The organism is Paraburkholderia xenovorans, assembly GCF_046030735.1.
GTDB lineage: Bacteria > Pseudomonadota > Gammaproteobacteria > Burkholderiales > Burkholderiaceae > Paraburkholderia > Paraburkholderia xenovorans_A.
The window spans coordinates 1-26,692 of sequence record NZ_JAQQBV010000004.1; the positions used below are offsets into that span (position 1 = coordinate 1).

Annotated in this window: 27 protein-coding genes and 1 pseudogene; 22 read left to right on the top strand and 6 right to left on the bottom strand. The window is 62.6% G+C overall.

The window, feature by feature from the left end; genetic code table 11:
• Positions 1 to 73 precede the first annotated feature (73 nt).
• The 3 genes and pseudogenes from PQQ51_RS04615 to PQQ51_RS04625 all read right to left on the bottom strand — a co-directional run.
• A pseudogene (locus PQQ51_RS04615) lies at positions 74 to 544 on the bottom strand (GNAT family acetyltransferase); the annotation flags it as partial.
• A gap of 13 nt (positions 545 to 557) precedes the next feature.
• Positions 558 to 1,742: an acetylornithine transaminase gene (locus tag PQQ51_RS04620; RefSeq protein ID WP_408495202.1), complete on the bottom strand. Its 1,185-nt coding sequence runs from the start codon at positions 1,740 to 1,742 to the stop codon at positions 558 to 560.
• A gap of 364 nt (positions 1,743 to 2,106) precedes the next feature.
• The gene (locus tag PQQ51_RS04625) at positions 2,107 to 3,138 is read right to left on the bottom strand and encodes a CDP-6-deoxy-delta-3,4-glucoseen reductase (RefSeq protein ID WP_408495204.1); all 1,032 of its coding nucleotides are present in this window, start codon (positions 3,136 to 3,138) and stop codon (positions 2,107 to 2,109) included.
• 90 nt (positions 3,139 to 3,228) lie between these two features.
• On the opposite strand from PQQ51_RS04625, the gene PQQ51_RS04630 reads away from it, so the two are divergent.
• Complete coding sequence (locus PQQ51_RS04630; protein ID WP_408495206.1) at positions 3,229 to 4,299, top strand: NAD-dependent epimerase/dehydratase family protein; 1,071 nt, start codon at positions 3,229 to 3,231, stop codon at positions 4,297 to 4,299.
• A 9-nt stretch (positions 4,300 to 4,308) separates the two neighbouring features.
• Here PQQ51_RS04630 and PQQ51_RS04635 read toward each other — a convergent pair whose 3' ends face one another.
• A complete protein-coding gene (locus PQQ51_RS04635) occupies positions 4,309 to 4,497 on the bottom strand; it encodes a hypothetical protein (protein WP_408495207.1) in 189 nt (62 codons plus the stop codon).
• Between the two features lie 177 nt (positions 4,498 to 4,674).
• Positions 4,675 to 5,382, bottom strand: a complete 708-nt coding sequence (locus tag PQQ51_RS04640; protein ID WP_408495208.1) for a pseudouridine synthase — start codon at positions 5,380 to 5,382, stop codon at positions 4,675 to 4,677.
• Positions 5,383 to 5,635: 253 nt separating this feature from the next.
• On the opposite strand from PQQ51_RS04640, the gene PQQ51_RS04645 reads away from it, so the two are divergent.
• The 8 genes from PQQ51_RS04645 to PQQ51_RS04680 all read left to right on the top strand — a co-directional run bounded on the left by PQQ51_RS04645 (position 5,636) and on the right by PQQ51_RS04680 (position 15,161).
• Positions 5,636 to 6,697: a MurR/RpiR family transcriptional regulator gene (locus tag PQQ51_RS04645; protein WP_408495209.1), complete on the top strand. Its 1,062-nt coding sequence runs from the start codon at positions 5,636 to 5,638 to the stop codon at positions 6,695 to 6,697.
• Positions 6,694 to 7,686, top strand: coding sequence for an isoaspartyl peptidase/L-asparaginase family protein (locus tag PQQ51_RS04650; RefSeq protein ID WP_408495211.1), 993 nt, complete (start codon positions 6,694 to 6,696; stop codon positions 7,684 to 7,686). Before PQQ51_RS04645 ends, PQQ51_RS04650 begins: the two co-directional genes overlap by 4 nt.
• Positions 7,687 to 7,747: 61 nt before the next feature.
• Complete coding sequence (locus PQQ51_RS04655) at positions 7,748 to 9,670, top strand: dipeptide ABC transporter ATP-binding protein (protein ID WP_408495212.1); 1,923 nt, start codon at positions 7,748 to 7,750, stop codon at positions 9,668 to 9,670.
• A gap of 72 nt (positions 9,671 to 9,742) precedes the next feature.
• Complete coding sequence (gene gsiB / locus PQQ51_RS04660) at positions 9,743 to 11,305, top strand: glutathione ABC transporter substrate-binding protein GsiB (RefSeq protein ID WP_408495213.1); 1,563 nt, start codon at positions 9,743 to 9,745, stop codon at positions 11,303 to 11,305.
• Between the two features lie 101 nt (positions 11,306 to 11,406).
• Positions 11,407 to 12,327 carry a glutathione ABC transporter permease GsiC gene (gene gsiC, locus PQQ51_RS04665; RefSeq protein WP_408495214.1) on the top strand — a complete coding sequence of 307 codons (921 nt, stop codon included), beginning with the start codon at positions 11,407 to 11,409 and terminating at the stop codon, positions 12,325 to 12,327.
• Positions 12,328 to 12,334: 7 nt separating this feature from the next.
• Positions 12,335 to 13,240, top strand: coding sequence for a glutathione ABC transporter permease GsiD (gsiD, locus tag PQQ51_RS04670; RefSeq protein ID WP_408495215.1), 906 nt, complete (start codon positions 12,335 to 12,337; stop codon positions 13,238 to 13,240).
• Positions 13,237 to 14,322: a DmpA family aminopeptidase gene (locus tag PQQ51_RS04675; protein WP_408495216.1), complete on the top strand. Its 1,086-nt coding sequence runs from the start codon at positions 13,237 to 13,239 to the stop codon at positions 14,320 to 14,322. The genes gsiD and PQQ51_RS04675 overlap by 4 nt, the downstream gene beginning before the upstream one ends.
• On the top strand, positions 14,322 to 15,161 hold the full coding sequence (locus PQQ51_RS04680) for a M55 family metallopeptidase (protein WP_408495217.1): 840 nt from the start codon (positions 14,322 to 14,324) through the stop codon (positions 15,159 to 15,161). Before PQQ51_RS04675 ends, PQQ51_RS04680 begins: the two co-directional genes overlap by 1 nt.
• A gap of 23 nt (positions 15,162 to 15,184) precedes the next feature.
• On the opposite strand, the gene PQQ51_RS04685 is transcribed toward PQQ51_RS04680, so the two are convergent.
• On the bottom strand, positions 15,185 to 16,108 hold the full coding sequence (locus PQQ51_RS04685; RefSeq protein WP_408495218.1) for an alpha/beta fold hydrolase: 924 nt from the start codon (positions 16,106 to 16,108) through the stop codon (positions 15,185 to 15,187).
• 213 nt (positions 16,109 to 16,321) lie between these two features.
• Here PQQ51_RS04685 and PQQ51_RS04690 point away from each other — a divergent pair, with 213 nt between their 5' ends.
• The 13 genes from PQQ51_RS04690 to PQQ51_RS04750 all read left to right on the top strand — a co-directional run bounded on the left by PQQ51_RS04690 (position 16,322) and on the right by PQQ51_RS04750 (position 26,572).
• Positions 16,322 to 17,707, top strand: coding sequence for an amino acid permease (locus tag PQQ51_RS04690; protein ID WP_408495220.1), 1,386 nt, complete (start codon positions 16,322 to 16,324; stop codon positions 17,705 to 17,707).
• A 625-nt stretch (positions 17,708 to 18,332) separates the two neighbouring features.
• Complete coding sequence (locus PQQ51_RS04695) at positions 18,333 to 19,796, top strand: hypothetical protein (RefSeq protein WP_408495221.1); 1,464 nt, start codon at positions 18,333 to 18,335, stop codon at positions 19,794 to 19,796.
• A gap of 127 nt (positions 19,797 to 19,923) precedes the next feature.
• Complete coding sequence (locus tag PQQ51_RS04700) at positions 19,924 to 20,136, top strand: helix-turn-helix transcriptional regulator (protein WP_408495222.1); 213 nt, start codon at positions 19,924 to 19,926, stop codon at positions 20,134 to 20,136.
• Positions 20,133 to 20,444, top strand: coding sequence for a transcriptional coactivator p15/PC4 family protein (locus tag PQQ51_RS04705; RefSeq protein ID WP_408495223.1), 312 nt, complete (start codon positions 20,133 to 20,135; stop codon positions 20,442 to 20,444). The genes PQQ51_RS04700 and PQQ51_RS04705 overlap by 4 nt, the downstream gene beginning before the upstream one ends.
• Before the next feature lie 213 nt (positions 20,445 to 20,657).
• Positions 20,658 to 20,924, top strand: a complete 267-nt coding sequence (locus tag PQQ51_RS04710; protein ID WP_408495225.1) for an XRE family transcriptional regulator — start codon at positions 20,658 to 20,660, stop codon at positions 20,922 to 20,924.
• Positions 20,925 to 21,034: 110 nt separating this feature from the next.
• Positions 21,035 to 21,199, top strand: a complete 165-nt coding sequence (locus PQQ51_RS04715) for a hypothetical protein (protein ID WP_408495226.1) — start codon at positions 21,035 to 21,037, stop codon at positions 21,197 to 21,199.
• Entirely contained in the window at positions 21,192 to 21,422 is a 231-nt protein-coding gene (locus PQQ51_RS04720) for a hypothetical protein (protein WP_408186115.1), read from the top strand. The genes PQQ51_RS04715 and PQQ51_RS04720 overlap by 8 nt, the downstream gene beginning before the upstream one ends.
• Positions 21,412 to 21,624 (top strand): hypothetical protein, encoded by a 213-nt coding sequence (locus PQQ51_RS04725; RefSeq protein ID WP_408186114.1) that lies wholly within the window; start codon positions 21,412 to 21,414, stop codon positions 21,622 to 21,624. Before PQQ51_RS04720 ends, PQQ51_RS04725 begins: the two co-directional genes overlap by 11 nt.
• Positions 21,617 to 21,949, top strand: a complete 333-nt coding sequence (locus PQQ51_RS04730; RefSeq protein ID WP_408495227.1) for a hypothetical protein — start codon at positions 21,617 to 21,619, stop codon at positions 21,947 to 21,949. Before PQQ51_RS04725 ends, PQQ51_RS04730 begins: the two co-directional genes overlap by 8 nt.
• A complete protein-coding gene (locus PQQ51_RS04735; RefSeq protein WP_408495228.1) occupies positions 21,946 to 24,165 on the top strand; it encodes an AAA family ATPase in 2,220 nt (739 codons plus the stop codon). Before PQQ51_RS04730 ends, PQQ51_RS04735 begins: the two co-directional genes overlap by 4 nt.
• Positions 24,162 to 24,650 (top strand): TubC N-terminal docking domain-related protein, encoded by a 489-nt coding sequence (locus PQQ51_RS04740; RefSeq protein ID WP_408495229.1) that lies wholly within the window; start codon positions 24,162 to 24,164, stop codon positions 24,648 to 24,650. The genes PQQ51_RS04735 and PQQ51_RS04740 overlap by 4 nt, the downstream gene beginning before the upstream one ends.
• A 114-nt stretch (positions 24,651 to 24,764) precedes the next feature.
• Positions 24,765 to 25,433, top strand: coding sequence for a hypothetical protein (locus PQQ51_RS04745; protein ID WP_408495230.1), 669 nt, complete (start codon positions 24,765 to 24,767; stop codon positions 25,431 to 25,433).
• Positions 25,434 to 25,612: 179 nt separating this feature from the next.
• Positions 25,613 to 26,572 (top strand): substrate-binding domain-containing protein, encoded by a 960-nt coding sequence (locus PQQ51_RS04750; protein WP_408495231.1) that lies wholly within the window; start codon positions 25,613 to 25,615, stop codon positions 26,570 to 26,572.
• Positions 26,573 to 26,692 lie beyond the last annotated feature (120 nt).

Below are 26,692 nucleotides of genomic sequence, written 5' to 3' on the forward strand. Positions count from 1 at the left end.
GCGCCGATAAAAATGGCCGCATGCGTTGATAAACGCATGCGGCCATTTTCTTTACCGCGCGCTACCTGGTGTGTCAGGCCGCCGAAGCAGCCACCTCACCGAGGCGTTTGCCGAGACTGATCACTTCATCGGCGCGATAACCGAGCGCCTCGTAAAACTGCCGCAACTCGGTTTTCGCCGACAGAATCTGCAGATTCAGCTTCGGACAGCCAAGCTCGGTCAACACCTTTTCGACATGCGCGATCAGGCGCGTGCCGATACCGTGACGACGCAGCGACTCATCTACCGCGAGCGAATACATCCAGCCGCGGTGGCCGTCGTATCCGCCCATCACCGTGCCGACGATGCGTTCGTCGAGCACCGCGACAAAGAACAGCTCAGGTTGGGTCGCCAGCTTGTTGGCGATCGACAGATGCGGATTGCGCTGCGGCCGCGTCGCGTCCCGGTACTCGGGGAACGCTTCCTGCCAGAGTGCGATCACGGCATCGGTGTCGCGCGCGTCGAAGCGGCGGATCGATAGCGTTGCGGCTGCGGTCATAGGCTGTCTCCAGCGACGCTTACAGCGAGTCGAGAATCGAACGCAGCATCGCCAGCATCTGGTCGATCTCTTCGTTCGTGACGTTCAGCGCGGGCATGAAGCGCAGCAGGTTCGGGCGCGCCGCGTTCAGCAGCAGGCCGTCCGGTTGCATGTCGCGCGCCTTCTCGACGATCTGGTTGCCGATGTCTTTGCCGAGCAGCAGCGCGCGCAGCAAGCCTTCACCGCGTTCGCCTTCGAAGCCGCGTTCCGCCGACAGCTCCAGCAGCTTCGCACGCAGGTACTCGCCGCGCGCGCGCACGCCTTCGAGAAAGCCGGGCGCGGTCAGTTGCGAGATCACCGAATAGCCGACTGCGGTCATCAGCGGGTTGCCGTTATACGTGCCGCCCTGGTCGCCCGCTTCGAACACCGCGATGTCCGCTTTCGCGAGCAGCGCCGCGAGCGGCACGCCGCCGCCGATGCCCTTGCCGAGCGTCATGATGTCCGGCTCGACGCCCGACAGTTCGTACGCGAAGAGCGTGCCCGCGCGGCCGCAACCGCTTTGCACTTCGTCGACGATCAGCAGCAGGTTGTGCTTTTGGGTCAGCGCGCGCAGTTGCTGCATGAACTCGCGCGTGGCGGGAATCACACCGCCTTCGCCCTGGATCGGTTCGAGCATCACTGCGACGGTCTTCGCGTTGATCAGCTTTTCGACCGACGCGATGTCGTTCAGATCCGCTTTCGGGAAACCCGGCACTTGCGGCGCGTAGATCGTGTCCCAGCCCGGCTTGCCGCTGGCCGACATGGTGGCGAGCGTACGGCCGTGGAAGCTGTGATCGAACGTGATGATTTCGAACGCGCCGTCCTTGAATTTCTTGCCCCACTTGCGCGCGAGTTTGATCGCGCCTTCGTTGGCTTCGGCGCCGCTGTTCGCGAAGAATACCTTGTCGAAGCAGCTGTGCTGCGTGAGCAGGCCGGCGAGTTGCGCCATCGGCTCGTTGTAGAACGCGGGCGACGGGTTCAGCAGCAGCTTCGATTGCCTGTTCAGCGCTTCGATCATGCCGTCGTTGCAATGGCCGAGACTGTTGACGGCCCAACCCTGGATGAAGTCCAGATATCGCTTGCCGTTATTGTCATAGAGCCACGAGCCCTTGCCGTGCGTGAAAACGATTTCGGGCCGGTTCGTGATGTACATCAGCGACTCGATTGGGTACTCAGTGAAATTCATGACGGCAGGCTCCAGACAGCGGGATGAGGTTGATGAACGATTGGCCGGATAGGAAACAGGGCCGGAGGACACAAAAACAAAAAAGCCACGGCATGCCGTGGCTTTCATGATTCGAACTGCGTGCGCCCGTGTGCGGCGCGAATCCGTGACGAAGCCAGCGGCGTCCCTAAGGGAGCGGCGAGCGGCGACGTCGGAGTTCGGACTGGATGCGGTTCATGCGCGAAAGAATACGACAAGGAAAGCGCCGGTGTAAACCATGAATTTGCGCGAACCCTCAAGAAATGCGGATTCGTGCCAGTCTGCCAGCTTGCTAATTGCGTTTTGATGAAAGGTTCGATCGCGACGGATCGAGCCTTTCACCCCCTCAAACCGCGTTCGCCAGATCCGCCTCGCTCGTGAACGAGTCCGCATAAAACTCGTCTGCCGGCAGTTTGTGATGTTGCGTGAAATCGCGTTGCGCGGACTCCACCATCACCGGCGCGCCGCACGCATACACCTGATACGCCGACAGATCCGGCAGATCCTCGATCACCGCGCGATGCACGAAGCCGACGCGGCCCGTCCACGCGTCGCTCGCGTCCGGCTCCGACAGCACCGGCACGAACGTGAAGTTCGGAATCTCGCGAGCCCATTGCCCGGCGAGTTCGAGCAGATACAGATCCTTCTTGCGACGCGCGCCCCAGTAGAGCGTCATCGGCCGGTCGAGGTTCTTGAACGCCGCATGCTCGATGATCGCCTTCAGCGGCGCGAAGCCGGTGCCCGAGCCGAGCAGCACGATCGGCTTGTCGGTGTCTTCGCGCAGGAAGAACGTGCCGAGCGGGGCTTCGAAGCGCAGGATGTCGCGCTCTTTCATCGTGTTGAATACGTGATCGGTGAAAGCGCCGCCGGGCATGTGGCGGATATGCAGCTCGATCGGGCCTTCGGTGTGCGGCGCGCTCGCCATCGAATAGCTGCGGCGCTTGCCGTCCTTCAGGATGAACTCGAGATACTGGCCGGCCAGATACTGCAAACGTTCATTGGCGGGCAATTGCAGCTTCAGCACGATGACGTCGTCGGCCTTGCGCTCGATCGCGTTCACACGGCACGGCAGCTTCTTGACCTGCACGTCGCCCACGCCCGCCACTTCGCGGATGTCCACTTCGAGATCCGAACACGCGGTCGCGCAGCACAGGAGCGCCATGCCGCGCGTTTTTTCGTCGTTCGACAACGCCGACGACGAATGCGCACGCTGCTCGATCTCGCCGCTCAACACCGTGCCCTTGCACGAACCGCACGCGCCGTTCTTGCAGCCGTACGGCAAGCCGACGCCCTGGCGCAACGCGGCGCTCAGCAGCGGTTCATCCTGTTCTACCTGAAATTGCCGGCCGCTTTGCCGGAGCGTGACGTTAAATGCCATAGCGTGAAATCGAAAAAGTGGGTGATCGTTATAGAACTTGCGGCCAGCTGCGCGGTGCCCGCAGCGCTTGACGGCTACAATGCGTGCACCATGAAAGCGACACGAAACTTACGCCGGCCGCGCGTGCTGATTGTGGGCTGCGGCGATGTCGGCATGCGCTGCGTGCCTCTATTGCAGCCGCGCGCGCATGTCTTCGCGCTGACCAGCCACGCGGAGCGCCGCGCCGAACTGCGCGCCGCGGGCGTGACGCCGCTGGTCGGCGATCTCGACGAGCGCCGCAGCCTGAAACGGCTCGCGGGTCTCGCACCGACCGTGCTGCATCTCGCGCCCCCGCAAAAGAGCGGCGACGACGACCGCCGCACCCGCGCTCTGCTCGCCACGTTAGGTACGCGCCGCGATCGCGCGCTGCGTGCCGCTCGCGGCGCGGTGGCGCCTGTCGGGCGGCTGCGCCGCATGCGCGCTTCATGGGCGGAATCTGAAACAGCCAATATTGTACCCGACAGGGTCCGCTGGACCGCCGCGTCGCGTGCTCCGGTGCGGCTCGTCTATGCGAGCACCACGGGTGTCTATGGCGACTGCGGCGGCGCGTGGATCGACGAAACGCGCGCGACCCGGGCGACCAACCCGCGCGCCACGCGCCGCGTCTCGGCAGAACGGCAACTGCGTCGCGCGACGGTCCGCCGCGTGGTCAGCGCCAGCATCGCGCGCATTCCTGGCATTTACGCGGGCAACCGTCTGCCGCTGGCGCGCCTCGACAAACGCACGCCGGCCTTGATCGACGCCGACGACGTGTACACCAATCACATTCACGCCGACGACCTCGCCGCGATCCTCGTGCGCATGGCGACGCACGGCCGGCCCGCGCGCGTGATCCACGCGTCCGACGATTCCGCGCTGAAAATGGGGGAGTACTTCGATGTGGTGGCGGACGCGTTCGGTCTGGAGCGTGCGCCGCGCATCACGCGAGTGGAAGCCGAGCAGCAGATCGAGCCGACCTTGCTGTCGTTCATGCGGGAGTCGCGCCGCCTCGTGAACCGGCGCCTGAAAGAAGAGTTGCGAGTGCGTCTGCGCTATCCGAGCGTCGAGGATTTTTTGCAGGACGCTACTTCACCGGCGCCGTCCACCTCGGCGCCGCGTCGTCCACTTCGACGCCAGGTGTGATCGCGGTGTTTATGTCAGCGCGGGTAATGCTTCCAGCAGCAGGAAGCAAAGCATCGCGCCGATCAATGCGCCGATCAGGTTCGGATGATATGTGTGACGCAGCCGCATCACCACCAGCAATCCACCGATCAAGAGAAGCCCGACGCATGTGAATGCGATCATCGCGTACGGCATCGCCAGCGTGTCATGGATAGTCATGGCGCCCCTCCTTGAAACCTTTGTAGTCCTTGTTTAATCGAGTATAGGGCGGCTCGTAAGGAAGGGCATGCTGCGGCGCAACGCACGCCAGGCGCCGCGCCCGGCCCGCGTGCGGGCGTCTGCGCGAATCTCCTGACGGATCAAGGTTTTAAGTCGATTTAAAGGGGCGCTACCGGTTTACCCGCTCCGTAAAAATCCGAGGTCCGCTTCATCGAGCCATTGCCATGCGCCGACAGGCAGCGTGGCGGGCAGCGCAAGTCCGCCGATGCGCTCGCGATGCAGCGCTTCGCAACGGTTGCCGGCGGCCGCGATCATCCGCTTGACCTGGTGATACTTGCCTTCCATTACGGTGAGCGCGAGCGTGTGGTCGCCGCGTGCGTCGGCCGCGACTGCCGCGATCGGCTTCGGCTCGCCATGCAGCAGAACGCCGTCGCGCAACGCGGCGAGTTGCGCCGCGTCGATCGGATGGCGCGTGGTCGCCACATAGAGCTTCGGCACTTTGCGTTTCGGCGACGTGAACATATGGACGAACTTGCCGTCATCGGAGAGGAGCAGCAGGCCGGTCGTGTCCTGGTCGAGACGTCCGACGCATTGCACGCCGCGCGCTGCGAATTGCGGCGGCAGCAGATTGAACACGCTCAGATGATGCTGCGGCTCGCGTGAACATTCGTAGCCCGCGGGCTTGTTCAGCAGCAGATACGCGTGCTCGCGATACGGCCAGTCGACGTCGTCCACGCTGAAGCGCAAGGCGTCACTAACCGGGAAGTCGGCGTCGGCATCGGTGCAGAGCGCGCCGTCGATGCTCACGCGGCCGTCGGCGATCAGCGCGCGGCATTGGCGGCGTGAGCCGAAACCTTGAGTAAAGAGAATGCTTTCGAGATTCATGGCGAGCGAAGAATAACACCGCAAGAAGCGGAGCGCCCTGCGGCGCGGGGACGGCGACGCATGCATATGCGCCGGGCTCGCGCGATGAAGCACGATGAAAACGGTTTTTCATCCGGCGGCTCCGACATTGAGACACCGCAGCGATCGGCTGGGTGAAAACCCTCAAAAATGAAAATGAATTTTTTCTCAACGGGAATTCATGTAAATATACTTTCATTCAACTTAATTACAGACCGCGCTGCGATCCGCTTGCATGAACCCTCATTCGTCCGCTGCAACGAACTCCGCCGAACAGGCGATCGCGACGCGCATCGCTAGCGCGATGCCGGATCTCACGCCGATCCACCGGCGCATGGGCGAATACGTGCTGGCCAATCTGTTTCGCGCGGCGACCATGCGGATCGACGAACTGGCGAGCGTGGTGGGCGCGTCGGTGGCGACCGCGAATCGCTTTGCGCGTGCGCTCGGCTTCGACGGCTACCCGCAGTTTCGCGAAGCGCTCGTGCGCGGTTTTGAAGCGACGCTCGCGCCGGTCGAACGCCTGCGCAGCGCACAGGAGTCGCTCGCGGCCGGCGACAATCTGCTCGACGCGTTGCTCGAACAGGCCGCCGCCAATCTGCACACCACCCGCACCGCGATCGATAGCGCCGCCGCGGATGCCGTGGTCGACGCGATCACGGCCGCGCGCCGCGTGTTCGTGCTCGGTTATGGCTCCAGCGCGTTTCTCGCCGGCCTGATGGAACACGGGCTGATGCCGTATCACGACAACGTGCAGTCGCTTGCGCTGATCGGCGGACCGTCGCATGCCGCGCGGCGTCTGTTTACTTCGGACGAGCGCGATCTGGTGATCGGCATCGCGTTTCCCCGTTATGTCGAAGACACGATCGAACTCGCGCGCCGCGCGGCGAGCCGTGGCGCGCGCATCCTCGCGCTGACCGACAGCCCGCGCTCGCCGCTCGCGCAATTCGCCGATCTCTCGCTGTACATCCGCTCCGAGCGACGGCTCGCGGCAAACGCGGATTCGGCGGTGCTGGCCGTGATCGAGGCGCTGTGCGATGCGGTCGCCTACCGCGCCAAACGCTCGGTGAAGGCCGCGGCCGGCGTCAGCGAATTCGTGCTGCCGTGGCTTACCGATCCGCAAAGCAGCCCGCAAGCCGCGCCTTCCGGTGCCGTCGACAAATCGACTCGCGCATCGACGCCTGCATCGACCCGCACCGCTCAAGCCACCAAAGTCCCGAAAGCTCCGAAAGTCCCGAAAGTCCCGAAAGTCCCGAAAGTCCCGAAAGTCCCGAAAGTCCCGAAAGCCAAACGATGAATTCCAACGCAGTCATTGCCATTCACGGCGGCGCAGGCACGATCCTGCGCGCGTCGCTGTCGGCCAGCGCCGAAGCCGAGTATCACGCCGCGTTGCACGACGTGCTGAGCGCGGGCCAACGCGTGCTCGCCGACGGCGGCAGCGCGCTCGACGCCGTCAGCGAAGCCGTGCGTCTGCTCGAAGACTGTCCGCTCTTCAACGCGGGCCGCGGCGCGGTTTATACCGCTGCGGGCACGCACGAACTCGACGCGGCCATCATGGACGGCAGCACGCTGGACGCCGGCGCGATCTGCTGCGTGAAGCGCGTGCGCAATCCGATTCTGGCGGCGCGCCGCGTGCTCGAACGCAGCGAACACGTGCTGTTCACCGGCGAAGGCGCGGAAGCGTTCGCGGCCGCGCAGGGACTCGAGTTCGTCGAACCGGGCTACTTCGATACTGAAGCACGCCACAAACAATGGCTGCTTGCGCGCGGCCAGCAGCGCGCGATGCTCGACCACGACGGCGCGTCGCTGGCGTCGTCCGCCGGGCCGCACAGCGAGGACCCCACGCCGCACGAGCCGCTCGATCCGAACCGCAAGTTCGGCACCGTCGGCGCGGTCGCGTTCGACCGGCACGGTCATCTGGCGGCCGCGACGTCGACGGGCGGCATCACGAACAAACAGGTCGGGCGGGTTGGCGACACGCCGCTGATCGGCGCGGGCTGCTACGCGGACGACGCCACCTGCGCGGTGTCGACCACCGGTTCCGGCGAGATGTTCATGCGGATGGTCGCCGCGTACGACGTCGCCGCGCAGATGGCCTATCGCAACGTGTCGCTCGAAGAAGCCGCGCTCGACGTGGTGATGAACCGTCTGCCGAAAATCGACGGCCGCGGCGGGCTGATTGCCGTCGATGCACGCGGCAACGTCACGCTGCCGTTCAACACCGAAGGGATGTATCGCGGCTTCGCTCGCCTCGGCGAGACGCCGGTGACGGCGATCTATCGCTGAGCGGGCCTGCCGTTCAGACCGCCTCCCGCATCCGCCGCGTTCGAATTCAAAGGAAACCACTGTGCCGACTTCATCGCACTCCGCCCGTCCGCTTATCGACACCTTGCCGCCGCAACGCGTGCTCGCGGTCGACGACCTGTCGGTCGCGTTTCGCAGCGGCGAGACGACCTTCAACGCGGTGCGCAATCTGTCGCTGAGCGTCGAGCGCGGCGAGACGCTGGCGATCGTCGGCGAATCGGGTTCGGGCAAGTCGGTTACGTCACTCGCGTTGATGCGGCTGATCGAGCATGGCGGTGGGCGCCTCGCCGGCGGCAGCATCGCGTTCCGGCGCCGCGACGGCAGCGTGCTCGACCTCGCGAAGGCGTCGTCCGGCACGATGCGCTCGATTCGCGGCGCCGACATCGCGATGATTTTCCAGGAGCCGATGACGTCGCTGAATCCGGTGTTCACCGTCGGCGATCAGATCGGCGAAGCGATCGCGTTGCACCAGGGTAAGAGCCGCGCGGCCGCGCATGCCGAGACGCTGCGTCTGCTGGAGCTCGTGCGGATCCCCGAAGCGCGCCGCGTGGCCGCGCGTTTTCCGCATCAGTTGTCGGGCGGCATGCGTCAGCGCGTGATGATCGCGATGGCGCTGTCGTGCAAACCCGCGTTGCTGATCGCGGACGAACCGACCACCGCGCTCGACGTGACGATCCAGGCGCAGATCCTGCAACTGATCCGCGGCTTGCAGGACGAGATGAACATGGGCGTGATTTTCATCACGCACGACATGGGCGTGGTGGCCGAAGTGGCCGATCGTGTGCTGGTGATGTATCGCGGCGAGAAGGTGGAAGAGGGCGCGTCGGACGCGCTGTTCGCCGCGCCGTCGCATCCTTATACGAAGGCGTTGCTGGCCGCCGTGCCGCGGTTGGGCGCGATGCAGGGCACCGACGGGCCGGCCAGGTTTCCGATTCTGACGGTCGAGCAGGCCTCGCTCGCCGGCGCCGACGATGCGGTGCAACCGGCCGCTGCCGTCGCGGCGGAATCGCAGCCGGCAGTGAAAGACAGCACGCCGCCGATTCTGCGCGTGCGCGATCTGGTCACGCGCTTTCCGGTGAAGAGCGGCGTGTTCGGCCGCGTGACGGGCCGGGTGCATGCGGTCGAAAAAGTCAGCTTCGATCTGCGGCCCGGCGAAACGTTGGCGCTGGTCGGCGAATCGGGTTGCGGCAAGTCGACCACCGGCCGCTCGTTGCTGCGTCTCGTGGAAAACCAGAGCGGCTCGATCGAATTCGATGGCAAGGAAATCAGTTCGCTCACAGGCCCCGCATTGCAGGCGCTGCGCCGCAATATCCAGTTCATCTTCCAGGACCCGTTCGCGTCGCTGAATCCGCGTTTGACGGTCGGCTTCTCGATCATGGAGCCGTTGCTCGTGCATGGCGTCGCCCAAGGTGCTGAAGCGCAGGCGCGCGTCGCGTGGCTGCTCGACAAGGTCGGTCTGCCGCCCGAAGCCGCGCGCCGCTATCCGCACGAATTCTCCGGCGGTCAACGGCAACGGATCGCGATTGCGCGCGCGCTCGCGTTGAATCCGAAGGTCGTGATCGCCGACGAATCCGTGTCCGCGCTCGACGTTTCCGTGCAGGCGCAGATCGTCAATCTGATGCTCGATCTGCAACGCGAACTCGGCGTCGCCTATCTGTTCATTTCGCACGACATGGCCGTGGTCGAGCGCGTCAGCCATCGCGTCGCGGTGATGTATCTCGGCCAGATCGTCGAGATCGGCCCGCGCCGCGCGGTGTTCGAAGCGCCGCAACATCCGTACACGAAGAAGCTGATGGGCGCGGTGCCGGTGGCGGACCCGTCGCGTCGTCACGCGAAACGGATGCTCGCCGCCGACGAGATTCCGAGCCCGATCCGTGCGCTGAACGACGAGCCGGTCGTCGCGCCGCTGATCGCGGTCGGCCCCGACCATTTCGTCGCACAGCATCGGATCGGCGGCGCGTACTAGATTCTTACCGCTTCATCTCGCAGCCCCTAACCCTGTATCCCTTGTGTCATTTCGCAGCCTGGAGCCAACCTCATGAACCTGCTGGTCCCGTCCTCTCCGTTTCGTTTGCGCGCGCTGATCAGCGGCGGCGCGGTGGTGTTCGCGATGCTCGCGGGCAATGCAGCGCATGCCGATACGACCGCCGTGATGGCTGTCGCGTCGACGTTCACGACGCTCGATCCGTACGACGCGAACGACACGCTGTCGCAAGCCGTCGCGAAGTCGTTCTATCAAGGCCTGTTCGGCTTCGACAAGGACATGAAGCTGGTCAACGTGCTGGCCGACAGCTATGAAGCGAGCCCGGATGCGAAGGTTTATACGTTCAAGCTGCGCCACGGCGTGAAGTTCCAGGACGGTACCGATTTCAACGCGGCAGCGGTGAAAGCCAACTTCGACCGCGTGACCGATCCGGCGAACAAGCTCAAGCGCTACAACATGTTCAACCGGATCGAGAAGACCGAAGTGGTCGATCCGTACACGGTGAAGATCACGCTGAAGGCGCCGTTCTCGGCGTTCGTCAACGTGCTCGCGCATCCGTCGGCGGTGATGATTTCGCCGGACGCGCTGAAGAAGTACGGCAAGGACATCGCGTTCCATCCGGTCGGCACGGGTCCGTTCGAACTGGTGAAGTGGGACCCGGCAGGCGATCTGACGGTGAAGAAGTTCGCCGGCTACTGGAAGAAGGGCTATCCGAAGGTCGACGCGATCGACTGGAAGCCGGTGGTCGACAACAACACGCGCGCCGCGCTGATGCGTACCGGCGAAGCGGACTTCGCGTTCCAGGTGCCGTTCGAACAGGCCGCGCAATTGCAGTCGAGCCCGAAGGTGGACCTGATCGCGTCGCCGTCGATCATCCAGCGCTATATCAGCCTGAACGTAAATCAGAAACCGTTCGACAACCCGAAGGTGCGCGAAGCGCTGAACTACGCGGTCAACAAGGACGCGCTGACGAAGGTCGCGTTCGCGGGTTACGCGACGCCGGCGGACGGCGTGGTGCCGCAAGGCGTCGAGTACGCGACGAAGCTCGGGCCCTGGCCTTACGATCCGGCGAAGGCGCGCGAGCTGTTGAAGGAAGCGGGCTATCCGAACGGTTTCGAAACCACGCTGTGGTCCGCTTATAACTACTCGACTGCGCAGAAGGTGATCCAGTTCGTGCAGCAGCAACTCGCGCAGGTCGGCATCAAGGCGCAGGTCGAAGCGCTCGAAGCGGGCCAGCGTGTCGCGAAGGTCGAAAGCGCGCAGGACCCGGCCACCGCGCCGGTGCGGATGTACTACGCGGGCTGGTCGTCGTCGACGGGCGAGGCGGATTGGGCGATCACGCCGTTGCTGGGTTCGGTGTCGTTCCCGCCGAAGATGGTCAACACCGCGTACTACAAGAACGACACCGTCGACAGCGATCTGAAGCAGGCGCTCGAAACCACCGACCGCGCGAAGAAGACCGAGCTCTACACGGACGCGCAAAAGCGCATCTGGGCCGACGCGCCGTGGATCTTCCTCGTCAAGGAGAAGGTGGTGTACGCGCGCAGCAAGCGCCTGTCAGGCGCTTATGTCGCGCCGGACGGCTCGTTCAATTTCGACGAGATCGCGATCAGGTGATCGCCGTGGCCGGCGGGCTCTGTGTGTGAGTCCGCCGATCCGACGCGCGTTGCAGCCGCACCGTATCTTTCGTTGCCCGCATCATTGCCGGATTGGGTTTCATGCTGAACTTTCTCGTCAAACGTCTCTTTGGCCTGCTGCCGACGCTTTTCATCGTCGCCGTGCTGGTGTTCCTGTTCGTGCATCTGTTGCCGGGCGACCCCGCGCGTCTCGCCGCCGGCCCGGAAGCCGACGAAGCGACCGTCGCGCTGGTGCGTGCCGATCTCGGACTCGACAAGCCGATGCCGCAGCAATTCGCCAACTTCTTCGTGAAGATCGCGCACGGCGATTTCGGCACCTCGACGCGCAGCAAGCGGCCGGTCAGCCAGGAAATTGCGGAACGCTTCATGCCGACGCTGCTGCTGACGCTCGCTAGCATGGTGTGGGCGGTGGTGCTCGGGATGGGCATCGGCATTGTCTCCGCGGTGTGGCGCAATAAGTGGCCGGACCGGCTCGGCATGACGCTCGCGGTGTCGGGTATTTCGTTTCCCGCATTCGCGCTCGGCATGCTGCTGATGGAGATCTTTTCGGTGAAGCTCGGCTGGTTGCCGATCGTCGGCGACGGATCGTGGAAGAGTTACGTGTTGCCGTCGCTGACGCTCGGCGCGGCTGTCGCGGCGGTGATGGCGCGCTTCACGCGGGCTTCGTTCGTCGAAGTGATGAACGAAGACTTCGTGCGCACCGCGCGCGCGAAGGGTGTGCCCGAGCGGCTCGTGATCGTCAAACACTGCTTGCGCAACGCAATGATTCCCGTCATCACGATGATGGGTTTGCAGTTCGGTTTTCTGCTGGGCGGCTCGATCGTGGTCGAAGTGGTGTTCAACTGGCCGGGCCTCGGACGTCTGCTGGTGGACGCCGTGTCGATGCGCGACTATCCGGTGATTCAGGCCGAAGTGCTGTTGTTCTCGCTCGAATTCATCATCATCAATCTGGTCGTCGACGTGTTGTACGCGGTGATCAATCCGACCATCCGTTTCAAGTGAGGCCCGTATGAGCATGTCAGCTACCGAGGCGAATGCGGCCAGGGCCGCCGTCGTAGAAAGCGCGATCCGCACCCCGTGGAGCGAGTTCTGGCGCAAGTTCCGCAAGCAGCACGTGGCGCTCGCCGCGGGCATTTTCGTGCTGTTGCTGATCGCGGTCGCGATCGCGGCGCCGCACATCGTTCCGTACGACCCGGAGAATTTCTTCGATTACGACGCGTTGAACGCGGGCCCGTCGGCCGCGCACTGGTTCGGCGTCGATTCGCTGGGCCGCGATATTTTCAGCCGCATTCTGGCGGGCTCGCGCATTTCGCTGGAAGCCGGGTTTTTGTCCGTTGCGATCGGCGCGGCGATCGGCACGTTCTTCGGTTTGCTGGCCGGCTATTACGAAGGCTGGTGGGACCGCATCACGATGCGCGTCGCCGATGTGCTGTTCGCGTTCCCCGGCATTCTGCTCGCGATCGGCGTGGTCGCGATTCTCGGCAACGGGATGATCAACGTGATCTGCGCGGTGGCGATCTTTAGCATTCCGGCGTTCGCGCGGCTCGTGCGCGGCAATACGCTGATGCTCAAGCAACTCACGTATATCGAAGCGGCGCGCAGCATCGGCGCGTCGGACTGGACGATCATCGTGCGACACATTTTGCCGGGGACGATTTCGTCGGTGGTGGTGTACTTCACGATGCGGATCGGCACATCGATCATCACCGCGGCGAGCCTGTCGTTTCTCGGACTCGGCGCGCAACCGCCGACCCCCGAGTGGGGCGCGATGCTCAACGAGGCGCGCGCCGACATGGTCACCGCGCCGCATATCGCGCTGTTTCCGAGTCTCGCGATTTTCCTGACGGTGCTGGCGTTCAATCTGCTCGGCGACGGCTTGCGCGACGCGCTCGATCCGAAGCTCGACCGGCCATGAGTTCCGCGCACACGTCAGACGCCGGCGCGCCGCATATCGGTACGCTGGCGGCAGGTCCGCGCGGCTCGATCGCCGACGTGTACGGTGTGACGGTCGGCCATTGCACGCTCGCGGACGGCGCGGTCCAGACCGGCGTGACCGTGATTCATCCGCACGGCGGCGATCCGTTTGTCGCGAAGGTGCCCGCAGCGGTGTCGGTGATCAATGGTTTCGGCAAAAGCATCGGGCTCGTGCAGGTCGAAGAACTCGGCGTGCTGGAAACGCCGATTGCCTTGACCAATACGTTCGGCGTTGCAGCGCTTGCGCAGGCGCAGATACGCGCGGCGATCGACGCGAATCCGCGGATCGGGCGCGAGTGGTCGACGGTGAATCCATTGGTGTTGGAATGCAATGACGGCTATCTGAACGACATTCAGGCGCTGGCTATCGGCGAGCGCCATTACAACGAAGCGTGCGCGGCGGCGAGCGTCGATGTAGCGAGCGGTTCGATCGGCGCCGGGCGCGGTATGTCGTGCTTCGATCTGAAGGGCGGGATCGGCAATGCGTCGCGCGGGGTCGAGGTAGCGGGGCAGCTTTATACGGTCGGCGTGCTGGTGCTCGCGAATTTCGGACGCCTGCCGATGCTGACCGTCGACGGTGTGCCGCTCGGCCGGGTGCTGGCCGAACGCGCGTCGCACACAGCTGCTGCGGCCGTCGCGAAACAGCCCGAACAAGGCTCGATCATCATGATCGTTGCGACCGATGCACCGCTCGATGCGCGTCAACTGAAGCGGCTGTCGTTGCGCGCGGCAGCCGGCCTCGCGCGAACCGGTTCGGTGTACGGGCACGGCAGCGGCGATATCGCGCTCGCATTCTCGACCGCCTACCCAGTGCCGCACGATGCGGATGTCGTCGCGTTGCCGCCGTTGCTCGCCGACGCGCGGCTCGATCCGCTGTTCCGCGCGTGTGCTGACGGCGTCGAGCAGGCCATCGTCGATGCGTTGTGGAGCGCCACGTCCGTCACGGGGCGCGACGGTCAGCGGCGGCTCTCGCTGCGCGACACCGCCGCCGATCTCGCTCAACTTCTGAAGAAAACTTCCTGATGAAAGTCCTGATTTCCGCCGACATCGAAGGCGTGGCCGGTGTGTTTCATCCCGAGCAAACGCGCGCGGGCAACGGCGAGTACGAAGCTGCGCGACGCTGGATGACGCTCGAAGCGAATGCCGCGATCGAAGGCGCATTCTCCGGCGGCGCGACGCACGTGTGGGTCAACGATTCGCATGGCGGCTTTCGCAACCTGCTGCCGGATCTGCTCGATCCGCGCGTGCAGATCGTGCTCGGCAAACCGCGCACGCTCGGCATGATGGCCGGCCTCGAATACGGCGCGGCGCTCGTGTTCATGATCGGCTATCACTCGATGGCGCAAACGCGGGGAGTCCTCGCGCATACGATCAATAGCTTTGCGTTCGCACGGGTTTCGCTGAACGGAGTCGAGGTCGGCGAAGCGGGGTTGTATGGCGCGCTCGCGGAAGAATACGGCGCACGTGTCGCGCTTTTATCCGGCGACGATGTGTTCGCGGAAGAAACCGCGCCGCGTTTTCCGGACGCGCGCTTTGTCGTCACGAAGAGCGCGAGCGGACATTCGAGCGGCGTCACGCAGACACCTGCGAGCGCGCGCGACGCGATTGAACATGCCGCGCGCGAAGTGGTGCAGCACTGCATCGCCAGCGGTTTCGCGCCGCAAGCGACGCGCGCTGATGTCGAAGTGAAACCGGTCGACTGCGAACTGCGCGTGCAGACGACCGCGCTTGCCGATCTGTTCTGTCAATGGCCGACGCTTACGCGTGTCGACGGTGTCACGTTGCGCTTTAGCGCGGCATCGGTCGAACATGCTGTGCGAATGCTGAATTGCCTGTCGGCGATGTCGTTCATGCTGCGTTAGACGCAGCAGCGTTCGGACTACGACTACTGCTGCCGGCTTAACTCACGCGCCGCGCGATCGATTGCATCGGCCACCGCGCCTGCATGGGACACCGGCACCAGGTGGCTCGACGAGATCGGCACCACCTTCGCGTTCATCCGGTCGGCCATGAACCTTTCGACCTCAGGCGACACCGCGCGATCGCGGGTCGTCAACAGGTACCACGACGGCTTTTCCCGCCACGCTACCTGGCTGACCGTTTCGCTGAAGGCCTTGGCCGCGATCGGCACTTGCGCGGCGGACAGCACGCGCGTCAGATTCTCGGGAACGTCGGCGGCGAATTCGGCGCGGTATTTCGTGCGGTCGAGCCACAGGAAACCGCTGGCGTCGGCCGTGATTGCCTGGCTCGCGGGCATCGGCGCCGCGCGCTTCATCAGATCGGTTGTCGATTCATGCAGGTCCGGCGCAATTGCCGCGACATAGACGAGCCCGGCGACGTTCGGCGCGTTCGCGCCCGCCTCGGTGATCACGACGCCACCCCATGAGTGGCCGACCAGCATCGTCGGTCCGTTCTGACGCGCGAGTACGCGGCGGGTCGCGGCGACATCGTCGGCGAGCGACGTGAGCGGGTTCTGCACCGAGCTCACGTGATAGCCCTTTTGTTGCAGCTTCGCGACCACGCCGTTCCAGCTCGAACCGTCGACGAAAGCGCCGTGTACGAGCACGACGTTGCGCACGGGGCCGCTCATCGGCGCGGCAGGTGGTTTGACGGGCATGGGGGCGATGGCAGCGGGCGCCGCGGGCGTTACCGGCACCGCAGGCGCAGGCGCAGGCACTTCGGGCGCGCTCGATTCCATATCCGGGGTATCGGCAGGCTGCTCCGTGGGTGCCGCAGTTTGTGCGAAGGCTCCAGCCCCAGCGAACGAGAGACACACAGCAGCGGCGCAAAGCAGACGTTTGGGCGACATGTTGAATCTCCGAAGGCTGAAACCTCGACTAGGGGAACATACCGAAGCGGCACACAGTGTCAATCACTATCGTCGGCGCTCCGTGCGGTGCGGAACCATGCGCGGGTTGCTACCAGTATTTAGCCAATATCGGCCAAGGTAAAATTTGCGGTTCTGCCGGAGCGGACCACAAGTTCGATCAGGCGATCGACATCCATACACTGGGGCGCAATTTTGAATAGTGCACAGCATCAAGACGGCTTGAAACGCGGGTTGAAAAACCGCCACATCCAGTTGATCGCGTTGGGTGGGGCGATCGGTACCGGCCTGTTTCTCGGCTCGGCCAGCGTGTTGCAGGCGGCCGGTCCGTCGATGATTCTCGGCTACGCGATCGGCGGCATCATCGCGTTCATGATCATGCGCCAGTTGGGCGAGATGGTCGCGCAGGAACCGGTCGCCGGCTCATTCAGCCACTTCGCATATAAATATTGGGGCGACTTTCCGGGCTTCCTGTCCGGCTGGAATTACTGGGTGCTCTATGTGCTCGTGAGCATGGCCGAGCTCACCGCGGTCGGCACTTATGTGCATTACTGGTGGCCGGCTGTGCCGTCATGGGTGTCGGCGCTGGTGTGCTTCGCGCTCATCAACGCGATCAATCTCGCCAACGTGAAAGCGTACGGCGAAACCGAGTTCTGGTTTGCGATCATCAAAGTCGTGGCGGTCATCGGGATGATCGTGTTCGGCGGCTATCTGCTGATCAGCGGCCACGGCGGCCCGCAGGCGTCGATCACGAATCTGTGGGCCGACGGCGGCTTTTTCCCGCACGGTTTCCACGGGCTGTTCATGATGCTCGCGGTGATCATGTTTTCGTTCGGCGGCCTGGAGTTGATCGGCATTACCGCCGCCGAAGCCGACGACCCGCAAAAGAGCATTCCGAAGGCCGTGAATCAGGTGATCTACCGGATTCTGATTTTCTACATCTGCTCGCTGACGGTGCTGCTCTCGTTGTATCCGTGGAATCAGGTCGCGGCCGGCGGCAGCCCGTTCGTGATGATCTTTTCGCAGATCGGTTCGACGCTGACCGCGAACGTGCTCAACGTCGTGGTGCTGACCGCGGCGCTGTCGGTCTACAACAGCGGCGTGTATGCGAATAGCCGGATGCTTTACGGTCTCGCGGAGCAGGGCAATGCGCCGCGCGCGCTGATGAAGGTCGATCGACGCGGCGTGCCGTATATGGCGATCGGTTTGTCGGCGCTCGCCACGTTCACCTGCGTGATCATCAACTATCTGATTCCCGCGGAAGCGCTCGGCCTGCTGATGGCGCTGGTCGTCGCCGCGCTGGTGCTGAACTGGGCGCTGATCAGCCTGACGCATCTGAAGTCGCGCAAGGCGATGGAAGCGGCCGGTGAAAAGCTCGTGTTCAAGTCGTTCTGGTTTCCGGTCAGTAACTGGATCTGCCTCGCATTCATGGCGATGATCCTCGTCATTCTCGCGATGACGCCGGGGTTGTCCGTGTCGGTGTGGCTCGTGCCGGTTTGGCTGGTGCTGATGTGGGTGGGGTATGTGTTCAAGCGTCGGCGTGCTGCGGTGCAGGGTGCGGGGGGCGTGGCACGGCAGTAAAGGGCGAGGGCGGTTTCATCGGTCTTTTCCGCTTTTGCCTCGTCTTGGAGGGCGGCTTCAAATTGCGACCAAACGCCATATATTGCTTATGCAATCATTGTCCAAGCTGATAGGTGCAATGTGGCCAGTCGGGCGCCGACCATGAACACCACCCTCGAACACCACGACGCGCGCGTTAGTTAATCTGTTGCTGTCGATCGCGTGCTCATGCTGTGCCGGTCGCTAGCGTCCATGAGATCGCGGCGCGGCAATAGGCGAGGACAAATAAAAAGCCCCGTGCAACATTCGCTGTACGGGGCTTTTTCAATTCAATGCGGTACTGCTTGAATTCTTGTTGGTGCCAGGGCCGGAATGAAATAATTCGAGGAAACGATTGCTGGTAAAGGGTGTGTGATTTTAGTTAGTCACGCATACCACCAAAAATACCACCGGCGCTAAGGTGCTGCACGAATTGGCGCAAGAACTCCTCGGCATTCCCTACACTGTACAAAACCACAGTAGACTATGCGCTAGTCGTTGCACCTGACGGCGAGCATCAAGCCGCGCCTAGATCGGCCAATCGAAAACCGGGGACCCTTACCCGGCCGGCGCGGCTCCCATCAAAGGGCATGCGTGAAGGGACGCAATGGGAATCCTGCAAGATTTGGAGCGCGGTGTTCGCGCGAACATCTCCGCTAGTGACGCGGTCGGCTGGCTAGCCTCATTCGAGAACATCAGCAGTAACCAAGCCGCTACGTGGCTCAACGACCATTGCGTTGTCGACTCTCTGGTACCGGTGTTCATTTCATACCACCGTCTAGAGTATGGGCCGAAGACCCAAGACATTCTTGACGAAAAGTCGACGGAGGAGGCGCGGTCCATTCTACGTGAGGGGCTTGCTCTGATCGAGGCACATGGCGCCAAGCTAGAAGAAAATTGGGGCATGGGTGGCATGGGAAGCGTTGGATGGCTCCGCGATGAGTTTTGGCAATTCGTTGCGGACAAAGGCGTCACGCTATCGGCAGATATGTTTCCGGAAATCAGTCAATGCCCGTCGTTTCTGCATGCAGATTTCATGACCTCGGAGGCTGCTAGTACTTGCAGCGCTCCTGCACACGATAGATCTAATCGAGGCCGCGGTCTCCGAGCTTCTTTTGAGGACCGCCAGGGTGGTTATATCGAGTTTGCGCGAGCTGCATACCTTGTGGCGAATATCGAGCAAGTGCCGTTTGAATATGCGGCTTCATGGCTTATCGAAAAAGGCGCGCATCGAAAGCTCGCCGTGTATGAACGTTCGGAGGGAGATGACTTCGAACCAGCAAAAGTTGAGATAGTTTATTCGGGCGAGTCCGCCGAGGAGTTCACGTATGGTCCGCTCGGCGTACTTCACGCGATCCGACTGAAGGCAGATCTGTGGTACGACGCGGTCGGCACTATCCAGCGAAGTGCGAATGCCGAGTTGCGCTGGTCACGCGACGAGTTTTGGCGTTTCGCGATCGATATGGGTGCGAACGTCGGAGCTATGGACTTCGCGATGCGAGCGGACTGCCCAACCTTCCTTCTGGCGGAATGGGTGCCGCGCCGAGAGAGTGAAGACTCAGCAGGCGTAGATTTGGCTATGCACAGGCTGGATGCATCTGGATGGAAAGCCTATGCGCACCAGGCCCAAGCGCGCGTCGAAATTTTGCAGTCTCATAATGCCCAGTTGTCGAAGAGGATTGGGCAACTACAGGCGGGACGCGATGACGATTTGAATGAGCCCATGTCAGTCGCGGCCCTCAAGGAAGAAATAAATAATCTGCGTCACGAAAACGCGCGTCTAACGGCGGATGGCAGAGACGATCGCGCCTTAGGGCGGGGTGGTGTAACCATCTCGCTGCCACATGTGACCAACACCCTTACCGGTCTATTTGAGGTCATGCGCGCATCGTTCGGCAAGTACGACCCGAGAAATCCGCCGAAGCAAACGAGCGTCGCTCGAGATCTTGACGAGCGGATGGGATGGGCGGCACAGGCCAACGGAGAGCCGTCGCGTCGTGCGCAAACGCTGGCGGCGGCAATCCGCCCGGATGAGCTGAGCGAGTCAGACGGGAGGAACCAGAAGCGGTGATCAGAAGGGCGACATGCGTCCGTCGGCACCTTCTGACGGTATGACGGGTTTCCCCGTCGCTTAGGTCGTGCGCTTCAATGTGCCATGCGTTCCGGGACGGTCCCAGAACGTTCACTACGGGTGAAACATGGCCGAACAAATTCAAACAGCACTGACCATCCTGCGCCGCCGACAGGTCGAGGCAGCAACGGGGCTTTCTCGTTCCACCATCTATCAGCGAATCAAGCAAAAAACCTTTCCCGCAGCGGTACAGCTCGGCCCGCGCTCCGTAGGCTGGCGGGCAGGTGACATCGATGCCTTTCTCGCAGCGCCGGCTACCTATCGTGCGGCGGACGCATGACGGACAAAAAAATAGCCCACCAAGGCAAAGCCCAGGCAGGCCGGAACGACACCGATAATTCTAGCAGCGGCTCCGAATACCTTGTTCGCTTTTTGGACGCGGTTAAGAACGGAAGCGAGCGGCTCCGCGTAGACGTGAAGACCTACCGCGGCAACACCTACATCGACATCCGAGTCTGGTACGTGACCGATGACGGCGATTACCGACCATCAAGCAAGGGCATCATGATCAAGCCTGCGTTGGCGCCCGAACTGCTGCGAGGCATCGCGCTCGCTGCGCAGTCCTTCGATCCGAAGGAGGCGAACTGATGCTCCGCAAGCTTGAAAACCAACGAATAGCCCAGCGTTCGACATCGCACATTCCGCACGATCTGCAGATTGACATCGGAGGCTCCTTGACCGAAGGTACCCAAAGGGCCTACTATGGCCGTATGGGCTGCGCGCGTCGTGTGGCCCGATTCTCCGAAAGGAAGGCCTCCGTGAAGATCCAACTTCTCGCGCGTTTGTGCGCCCCAAAAAAACATGACAAATTACACCCCGCCGACTCCGGAGGATCTCCTCCGCCTGAAGACGGAACTCGGCAAGAGCAGCAACGAGATGGCGGAACTGTTCGGTGTGGCGACGGGCCGCCAGTGGCGCAAATACACATCATCCATCGATCAACGCGATATGGGGATGCACATGCTGTTCTTCGCGATGGCCCGGTTGGAACTGGAGCCGGAAGCAATCGAGCGTGTGTTGACGCGCATGCGGTCCGTCGGAGCGACGATCGAGATCGACGAGCTGTAAAGTCCGGCTCCGCTCAGCATCGGCCTATCCCGAATACCCTCACCGAACCCTATCCGCTGTTCGCTTATGCCGGCCGTAACGCTGCCGAGCTCTGGCTTGCCGGTGCACCGATGAGCATGGCCGACTTTCGCGATCTGCGTTACCGCAACCTTGTCGCCGGTGACACCGTTTTCGCTGGTGATGCTGATCGTCGCCAAGCCTTTAACGATGCCTTCGCACGCGAAATCGCGCTGTCGATCGCCCGGCAATCCCATGCGGAGGTGCGTCATGGGTAACCGCACTGACATTGCAAAGCGGGCCGCAGATGAGCTAACCGCCGCTGTAACAGCGTTGAATCAAGCGAATGCGCTGTTCGAAGTCTTGGAGAAGATGGCGGCCGGCAGCGACCCCACCGAAGTGTTCTTGCTCGCTCAAATTGGAGCCGAACTGACGGCCAATTACGGTGAGCGTGCTGCGACCGAAGCCGATTTCTTCGCAGAGGTGAGCCATGCCCAATAACTCCGCCGAACTGGCCTGTATGCGCCTGTCCGCTATTGGCGCGAAGGCCAAGCAGCTCGAGGCGCTGCTCAACCTTTGCTACGGTGGTGGCTTCGAGCATTTCAGCTGCATGAATGAGGAATTGCAGGACTCGGCACTTGAACTCGCGGCGGATCTCGCGGGCCGTATCAATCGCATCGCTGACGGGATCGAACATGCCTGATACCAACCCCTCGGCCGTCGAGCCAATCGACCTCAAAGAAGTTGTACGCCGCATCGACATGGCTAGTGGCTTATTCGCTTACGCGGCGGGATCATTCTCGGACATCGCAACACTCTTCGAGGCAATCGCAGCCTCGGCGGAGAAAGGCACGTTGGCAAACCGCCTCGCCTGCGTAGGCATGGGTATTTGTGAAGATCGCGATAGCGACTTCACCGAATACCACGAAGACTTCGGCGCTCATTTTGAGTGCTACTCCGCTGCGCTGCCCAATCATCCATTTCGGCGTTTGCATAGCGCTGAGGACTCCTCACAGGGAGGCGCATGAGCGCGTATGTTGAAGAAGATCGTATTCGCGCGGCATTGAGCCACGTTCCGGCCGACAACCGGGACACGTGGGTACAGATGGGCATGGCGGTGAAAGCCGAGCTCGGCGAAAGCGGGTTTGACCTGTGGGATACCTGGTCCCAAGCCAGCGATGCCTACAGCGAAAGTGACACGCGTGCGGTCTGGCGCTCGTTCAAGGCCGGTGGCATCACGATCGCCACTCTGTTCAAAGAGGCTATCGCACACGGATACACGGAAAGTGAACCGCTCAGACCGCTCGACCCGGCTGAGCACGCCCGCCGGCGCGCCGCGCGCGAGCAAGAGGCCCAGCAGGCCGCGGCGCAGCATGAGCGCACCCAGGCCGAAGCCGCGGACAAGGCGCGTGATCTGTGGGACAAAGCGGGTAAGGTCCACGCGGACCATGCCTATGTCCGTGCAAAGAAGATCAAACCCTACGGCGCGAAGCAACTGCGCGAGCAGCTCGTCATCAAGATTCAAGACGTGGACGGTGCGCACCATTCAACCCAGTACATCCAGCCGGACGGTGGCAAGACGTTCCAGACTGGCGGGCGCATTAGCGGTTGCTTTGCGGCGGTGACGGCCGGCGTGAAGCCGAACGCCAGCACTCCATTGCTGATCGCCGAAGGCTTCGCGACGGCTTGCAGCCTCCACGAGGCGACTGGTTTCCCGGTGGCCGCAGCGATGAACGCTGGCAACCTGCTGAACGTCGCAAAGGCGTGGCGGGCAAAGTATCCACGGATCCGCATCGTGATCTGCGCTGACGACGACACGGAAACCGCTGGCAATCCGGGGATGACGAAAGCGTTGGAAGCTGCGCGCGCGGTCGGTGCATCGCTTGCGGTCCCAGACTTCGGCCCCGATCGCCCCGACCGGTCGAGCGACTTCAACGACCTCCACGCGCTCGACGGTCTGGACGCGCTGCGTCGTTGCGTTGACGCCGCCACGGCGCCGGGAGGGGTAGCGGAGCAACGCAAGCGTAACTCGGCGCAAGTCATCCTGACATGTGCGGCGGACGTGGTTCAGGAAGAAATCAAGTGGCTCTGGCCAAATTGGTTGCCTGTCGGCATGCTGAGCTTGCTCGCAGGGTCGCCGGGAACTGGCAAGACAACACTCGCTATCGCCTTGGCGGCAGCCGTCACAACCGGCGGCGCATGGCCTGATGGCTCGAAGTGCCGAGCACCCGGAAATGTGCTTATCTGGTCCGGCGAGGACGATATTTCCACCGTGCTTGCCCCGAGGCTGAGCGCTGCGGGGGCGGATCTTTTCAAGGTCCACTTCGTCAGCAACCGCGTGGACGAAAACGGCGAGCTACAAGCCTTTGATCCGTCGTGCGACATCCCGCTGCTGGCTGAGCGCCTGGCGGACATGGGTGGCGCGGCTTTGATGATAGTCGACCCGATCGTGTCTGCCGTTTCCGGCGACGCGCACCGCGTCAACGATGTTCGGCGCAACCTGCAAGCGCTGGTTGACATGGCTGCGAGCTACCGGTGTGCAGTGCTGGGTATCAGTCACTTCGCGAAGGGCACCAAGGGCAGCTCGCCGGCTGAGCGGGTGATCGGCTCCCAAGCGTTCGTCGCGCTCGCCCGCATGGTGCTCGTCGCCGGCAAGGACGAGGCAGCCGAGCGCCGCATTCTCGCGCGCGCCAAGTCCAACATTGCACCAGACGACGGCGGAGTGAGCTATACCCTTGAAATGGCTGACGCCAATGGTATCCAGGCGAGCCGGGTTGTTTGGGGCGACATGATCGAAGGTACGGCTCGAGAGATCCTCGGCGACGTGGAGCAGCAAGACGACGAAGCCAAGACTGAACGAGTAGCGGCCGCCGAGTTCCTGGAAGGCCTGCTTTCCGATGGGCCGATGTCCTCCAAGCAGATTCGTAAGGATGCGGACGAAGCGGGATACGCCTGGCGGACCATGCATCGTGCCGCAGACACATTGGGGGTAGAGAAGCGAAAAATCGGCATGAAAGAAGGTTGGCAATGGGCGCTTCCGAAGATGCCAAGTTCCGAATGTGCCACCGAAGTTGCCACTCTCTATACGTTGGCACCTTCGGGGAGCCGTGGCACCTTCCGTAACCACGCGGGTTTGCGGGCGGTCGATTTCGGTTCTCGTGCCGAAGATGCCAACACGGACGGAGTGACATCTTCGGGGATTTCTTCGCAATCTGAGGCTGGCGAGACGGAGGATGGCATATGAGCATTGTCCACATTTTGAGCAAGGCGCAATCGCTTGGGGTGCGCCTTTGGCTCGCCGGTGACATTGTCAAGATGCGCGGCCCGGCGGACGCGATCGCTGCCATCAAGCCTGACATCGCGGCACACAAGCCAGAAGTCCTGACCTATTTGCGCTCGGCATCGAACGACCTTCCCCCCGTGCCGGCCGACTGCGCAGGCGCGCTGCGTCATCCCGACGGGGGCCTGTTTTTGCCCTGGGGGCCGTATGTCGATCAGGCTCAGCTGAAGGCAACGCAGCGCGAGTTGTTCGACGTGGTCGACGAACTGGCGAAGCTGGAGCGCTGGCCCGACGAGTACTTTGACCGTGTGGTGTACTGCATCGAACGGCAGCCAATCAGCACACTCAGGCCGGACCTCGCTCACTTCCGCGAGCGGCTGGCCGCCGCCCGCGTCGACGAACAATCGAGGCACACGGCAGCGCGCCGCTCGTGGAAATACGACCGGTGACCAGAACAGTCACGCATCAAAAGTAACGGGTATCGGGAAACAGTCACGACGCCCGATACCGGAGTAACGACATTGCAACACGGTCACGACTCGTGACCTCAACGAGAGGATCGGATGAATTTTTACAGTATTCACCAGGCGGCTGAAGCCATCGCCGCCGAGATGCATCCCAGCAATGAAAAGAACCAGACCGAGGCAACGCGGTGCTACGTCGGTGCGCTGGAGAATGCGGTCGGAACCAATGCGATTGTCTATCGCGACCCCGTTACGAGGCTACCTCTTCAGCGAGCCGGCATCGCGGCATCGCTCGCCGCTCATAGCTGCGTAATTAGTTGCGCGGATCTGAATACTTGGCTCGACGGTCAAGGGGTGGGCGTTCGCGTCGCTGGTCCGGACACGGCGGCACATCCGGAGGCGCCTCCGGGTGAAAACGCCAAAGCCGCAATTCCTGCTTTGCAGGAGATGCCGACAAGTGCCGAACTGGCATCCGTGCTCGGTCCGTACCTGAGTAATGGCCGCGATGCAGAATGGCTCAAGCTGCGCCTGCAGAATGCGGAGCAGTATTCTCGCTTGAAAAAGTACAGGTCTGTGGAAGTCGAGGGAAAGCGCCGCATTGCGCGATGGGATGTTGGGGCCGTCGTTTTGCATCTCATCGGAGACGGCGAGCTGACGAGGGACCGCGCGAAAGAAGCACTCACAGAGCATTGCCCGCAGCACTTATACGTCTTCAGGCAATTTCCGGAAGAAGATGGAAAGCAACCCGCCGAGTGGTTTTCCGTCTAAGGTCGGGCCCCGAGATCCCTTTCCGCGGCGCGTTCAGCGCCCACCCCGGCAGTACGGTGACCATATGGTCACCGTATGGTCGCGCTTCCGCACTCACCACATCTAGACTCCTTTCGACATTTCGGCAATCGGCCTGATGCCAAGTTCGGCAAAAGCGATCGCCGCTTCGAGAGGAGTTCATGAAACGCACCAACACGAACGCGACTTCGGCCCAGGCTCCGAAGTTTGAGCTGGCGATCGACGCCGATACCCTCAACGAGCTCCGCGAATTGATCGAGCAGCGCAAGAAGCTCGATGACGCCGTCAATAGCGCTCCGGCTGACATCTTCTCGGCAGAGGGCGAGCTTTCTGAAATGCGCCGACAGCTCAGCGTGCTCGCGGCAGATGTCGTGCTCGTCGACGACGCCAAGCTTCCCTCGTTGCAGAAAGAGATCGAGAAAATCGCTGAGGCAATCGACGTCAAAGACCTTGCCGTCCGACGACTGAAGGGACGCCTTGAGGCACTTGAAGCCCGTGCGCCTGATCTCGACAGCAAAATCGAAATCGCGATCGGGTACGTCCGTATTGAGGTGAATATGGCGGCGCAAAGTCTTCAGGCTCAACTGGCAGAGGAGCTGCGGGACAAGGTCTCGAACGTTCGAATGCTCTACGCGCAGGTACGTGCGCTTCAGCGTGTTGCGCCTCTCCCGCAAACGAATGATTTCCTTCTCTGCGCTCATGTTCCGGATCTCGAACAATGCATGGCTTCGTATGCCAGCGGCGCACCGCGCGACGTCTCCCAGAATCTCCTTGCGCTCATGAACGATGGTACGGCGGCCGCCGAATCCGAAATCGCGGAAGCTCTGAAGCCGATTACTGAGGCTCTCATGGTTGCGCGCAAGCATCGGCCCTATGTGCCGCTCGCGAAGCGCCCGGCTCCCTATGTCCGGAAGGGAGCTTGGGACGGCCCTGGCGGCCGCACCGGCGACCGTATCGAGCGCCCGGCAGAGGTCGCAGCGCCGGCAGATGCCGATGCCGACTCAAATGCTGGCAAAAGCGCCGCGCGCGGCAGCAGCGCCCGGGGCGGCGTGCCGGTCGAGATGAACATGGGCGCGGCGATCACTGCCGCAGCGATGTCGCGCGAGCAATTCGGGGGGTGATGTATGTGTGGAAAGACGTCGGATTCGATCGCTCGTGGCAGGCAGGATGCGATGAACAAGCGGATCTCATCGCATCCCAACACGTACGTGATCCGTGAGAACAGGCGGACAGGCATGGTC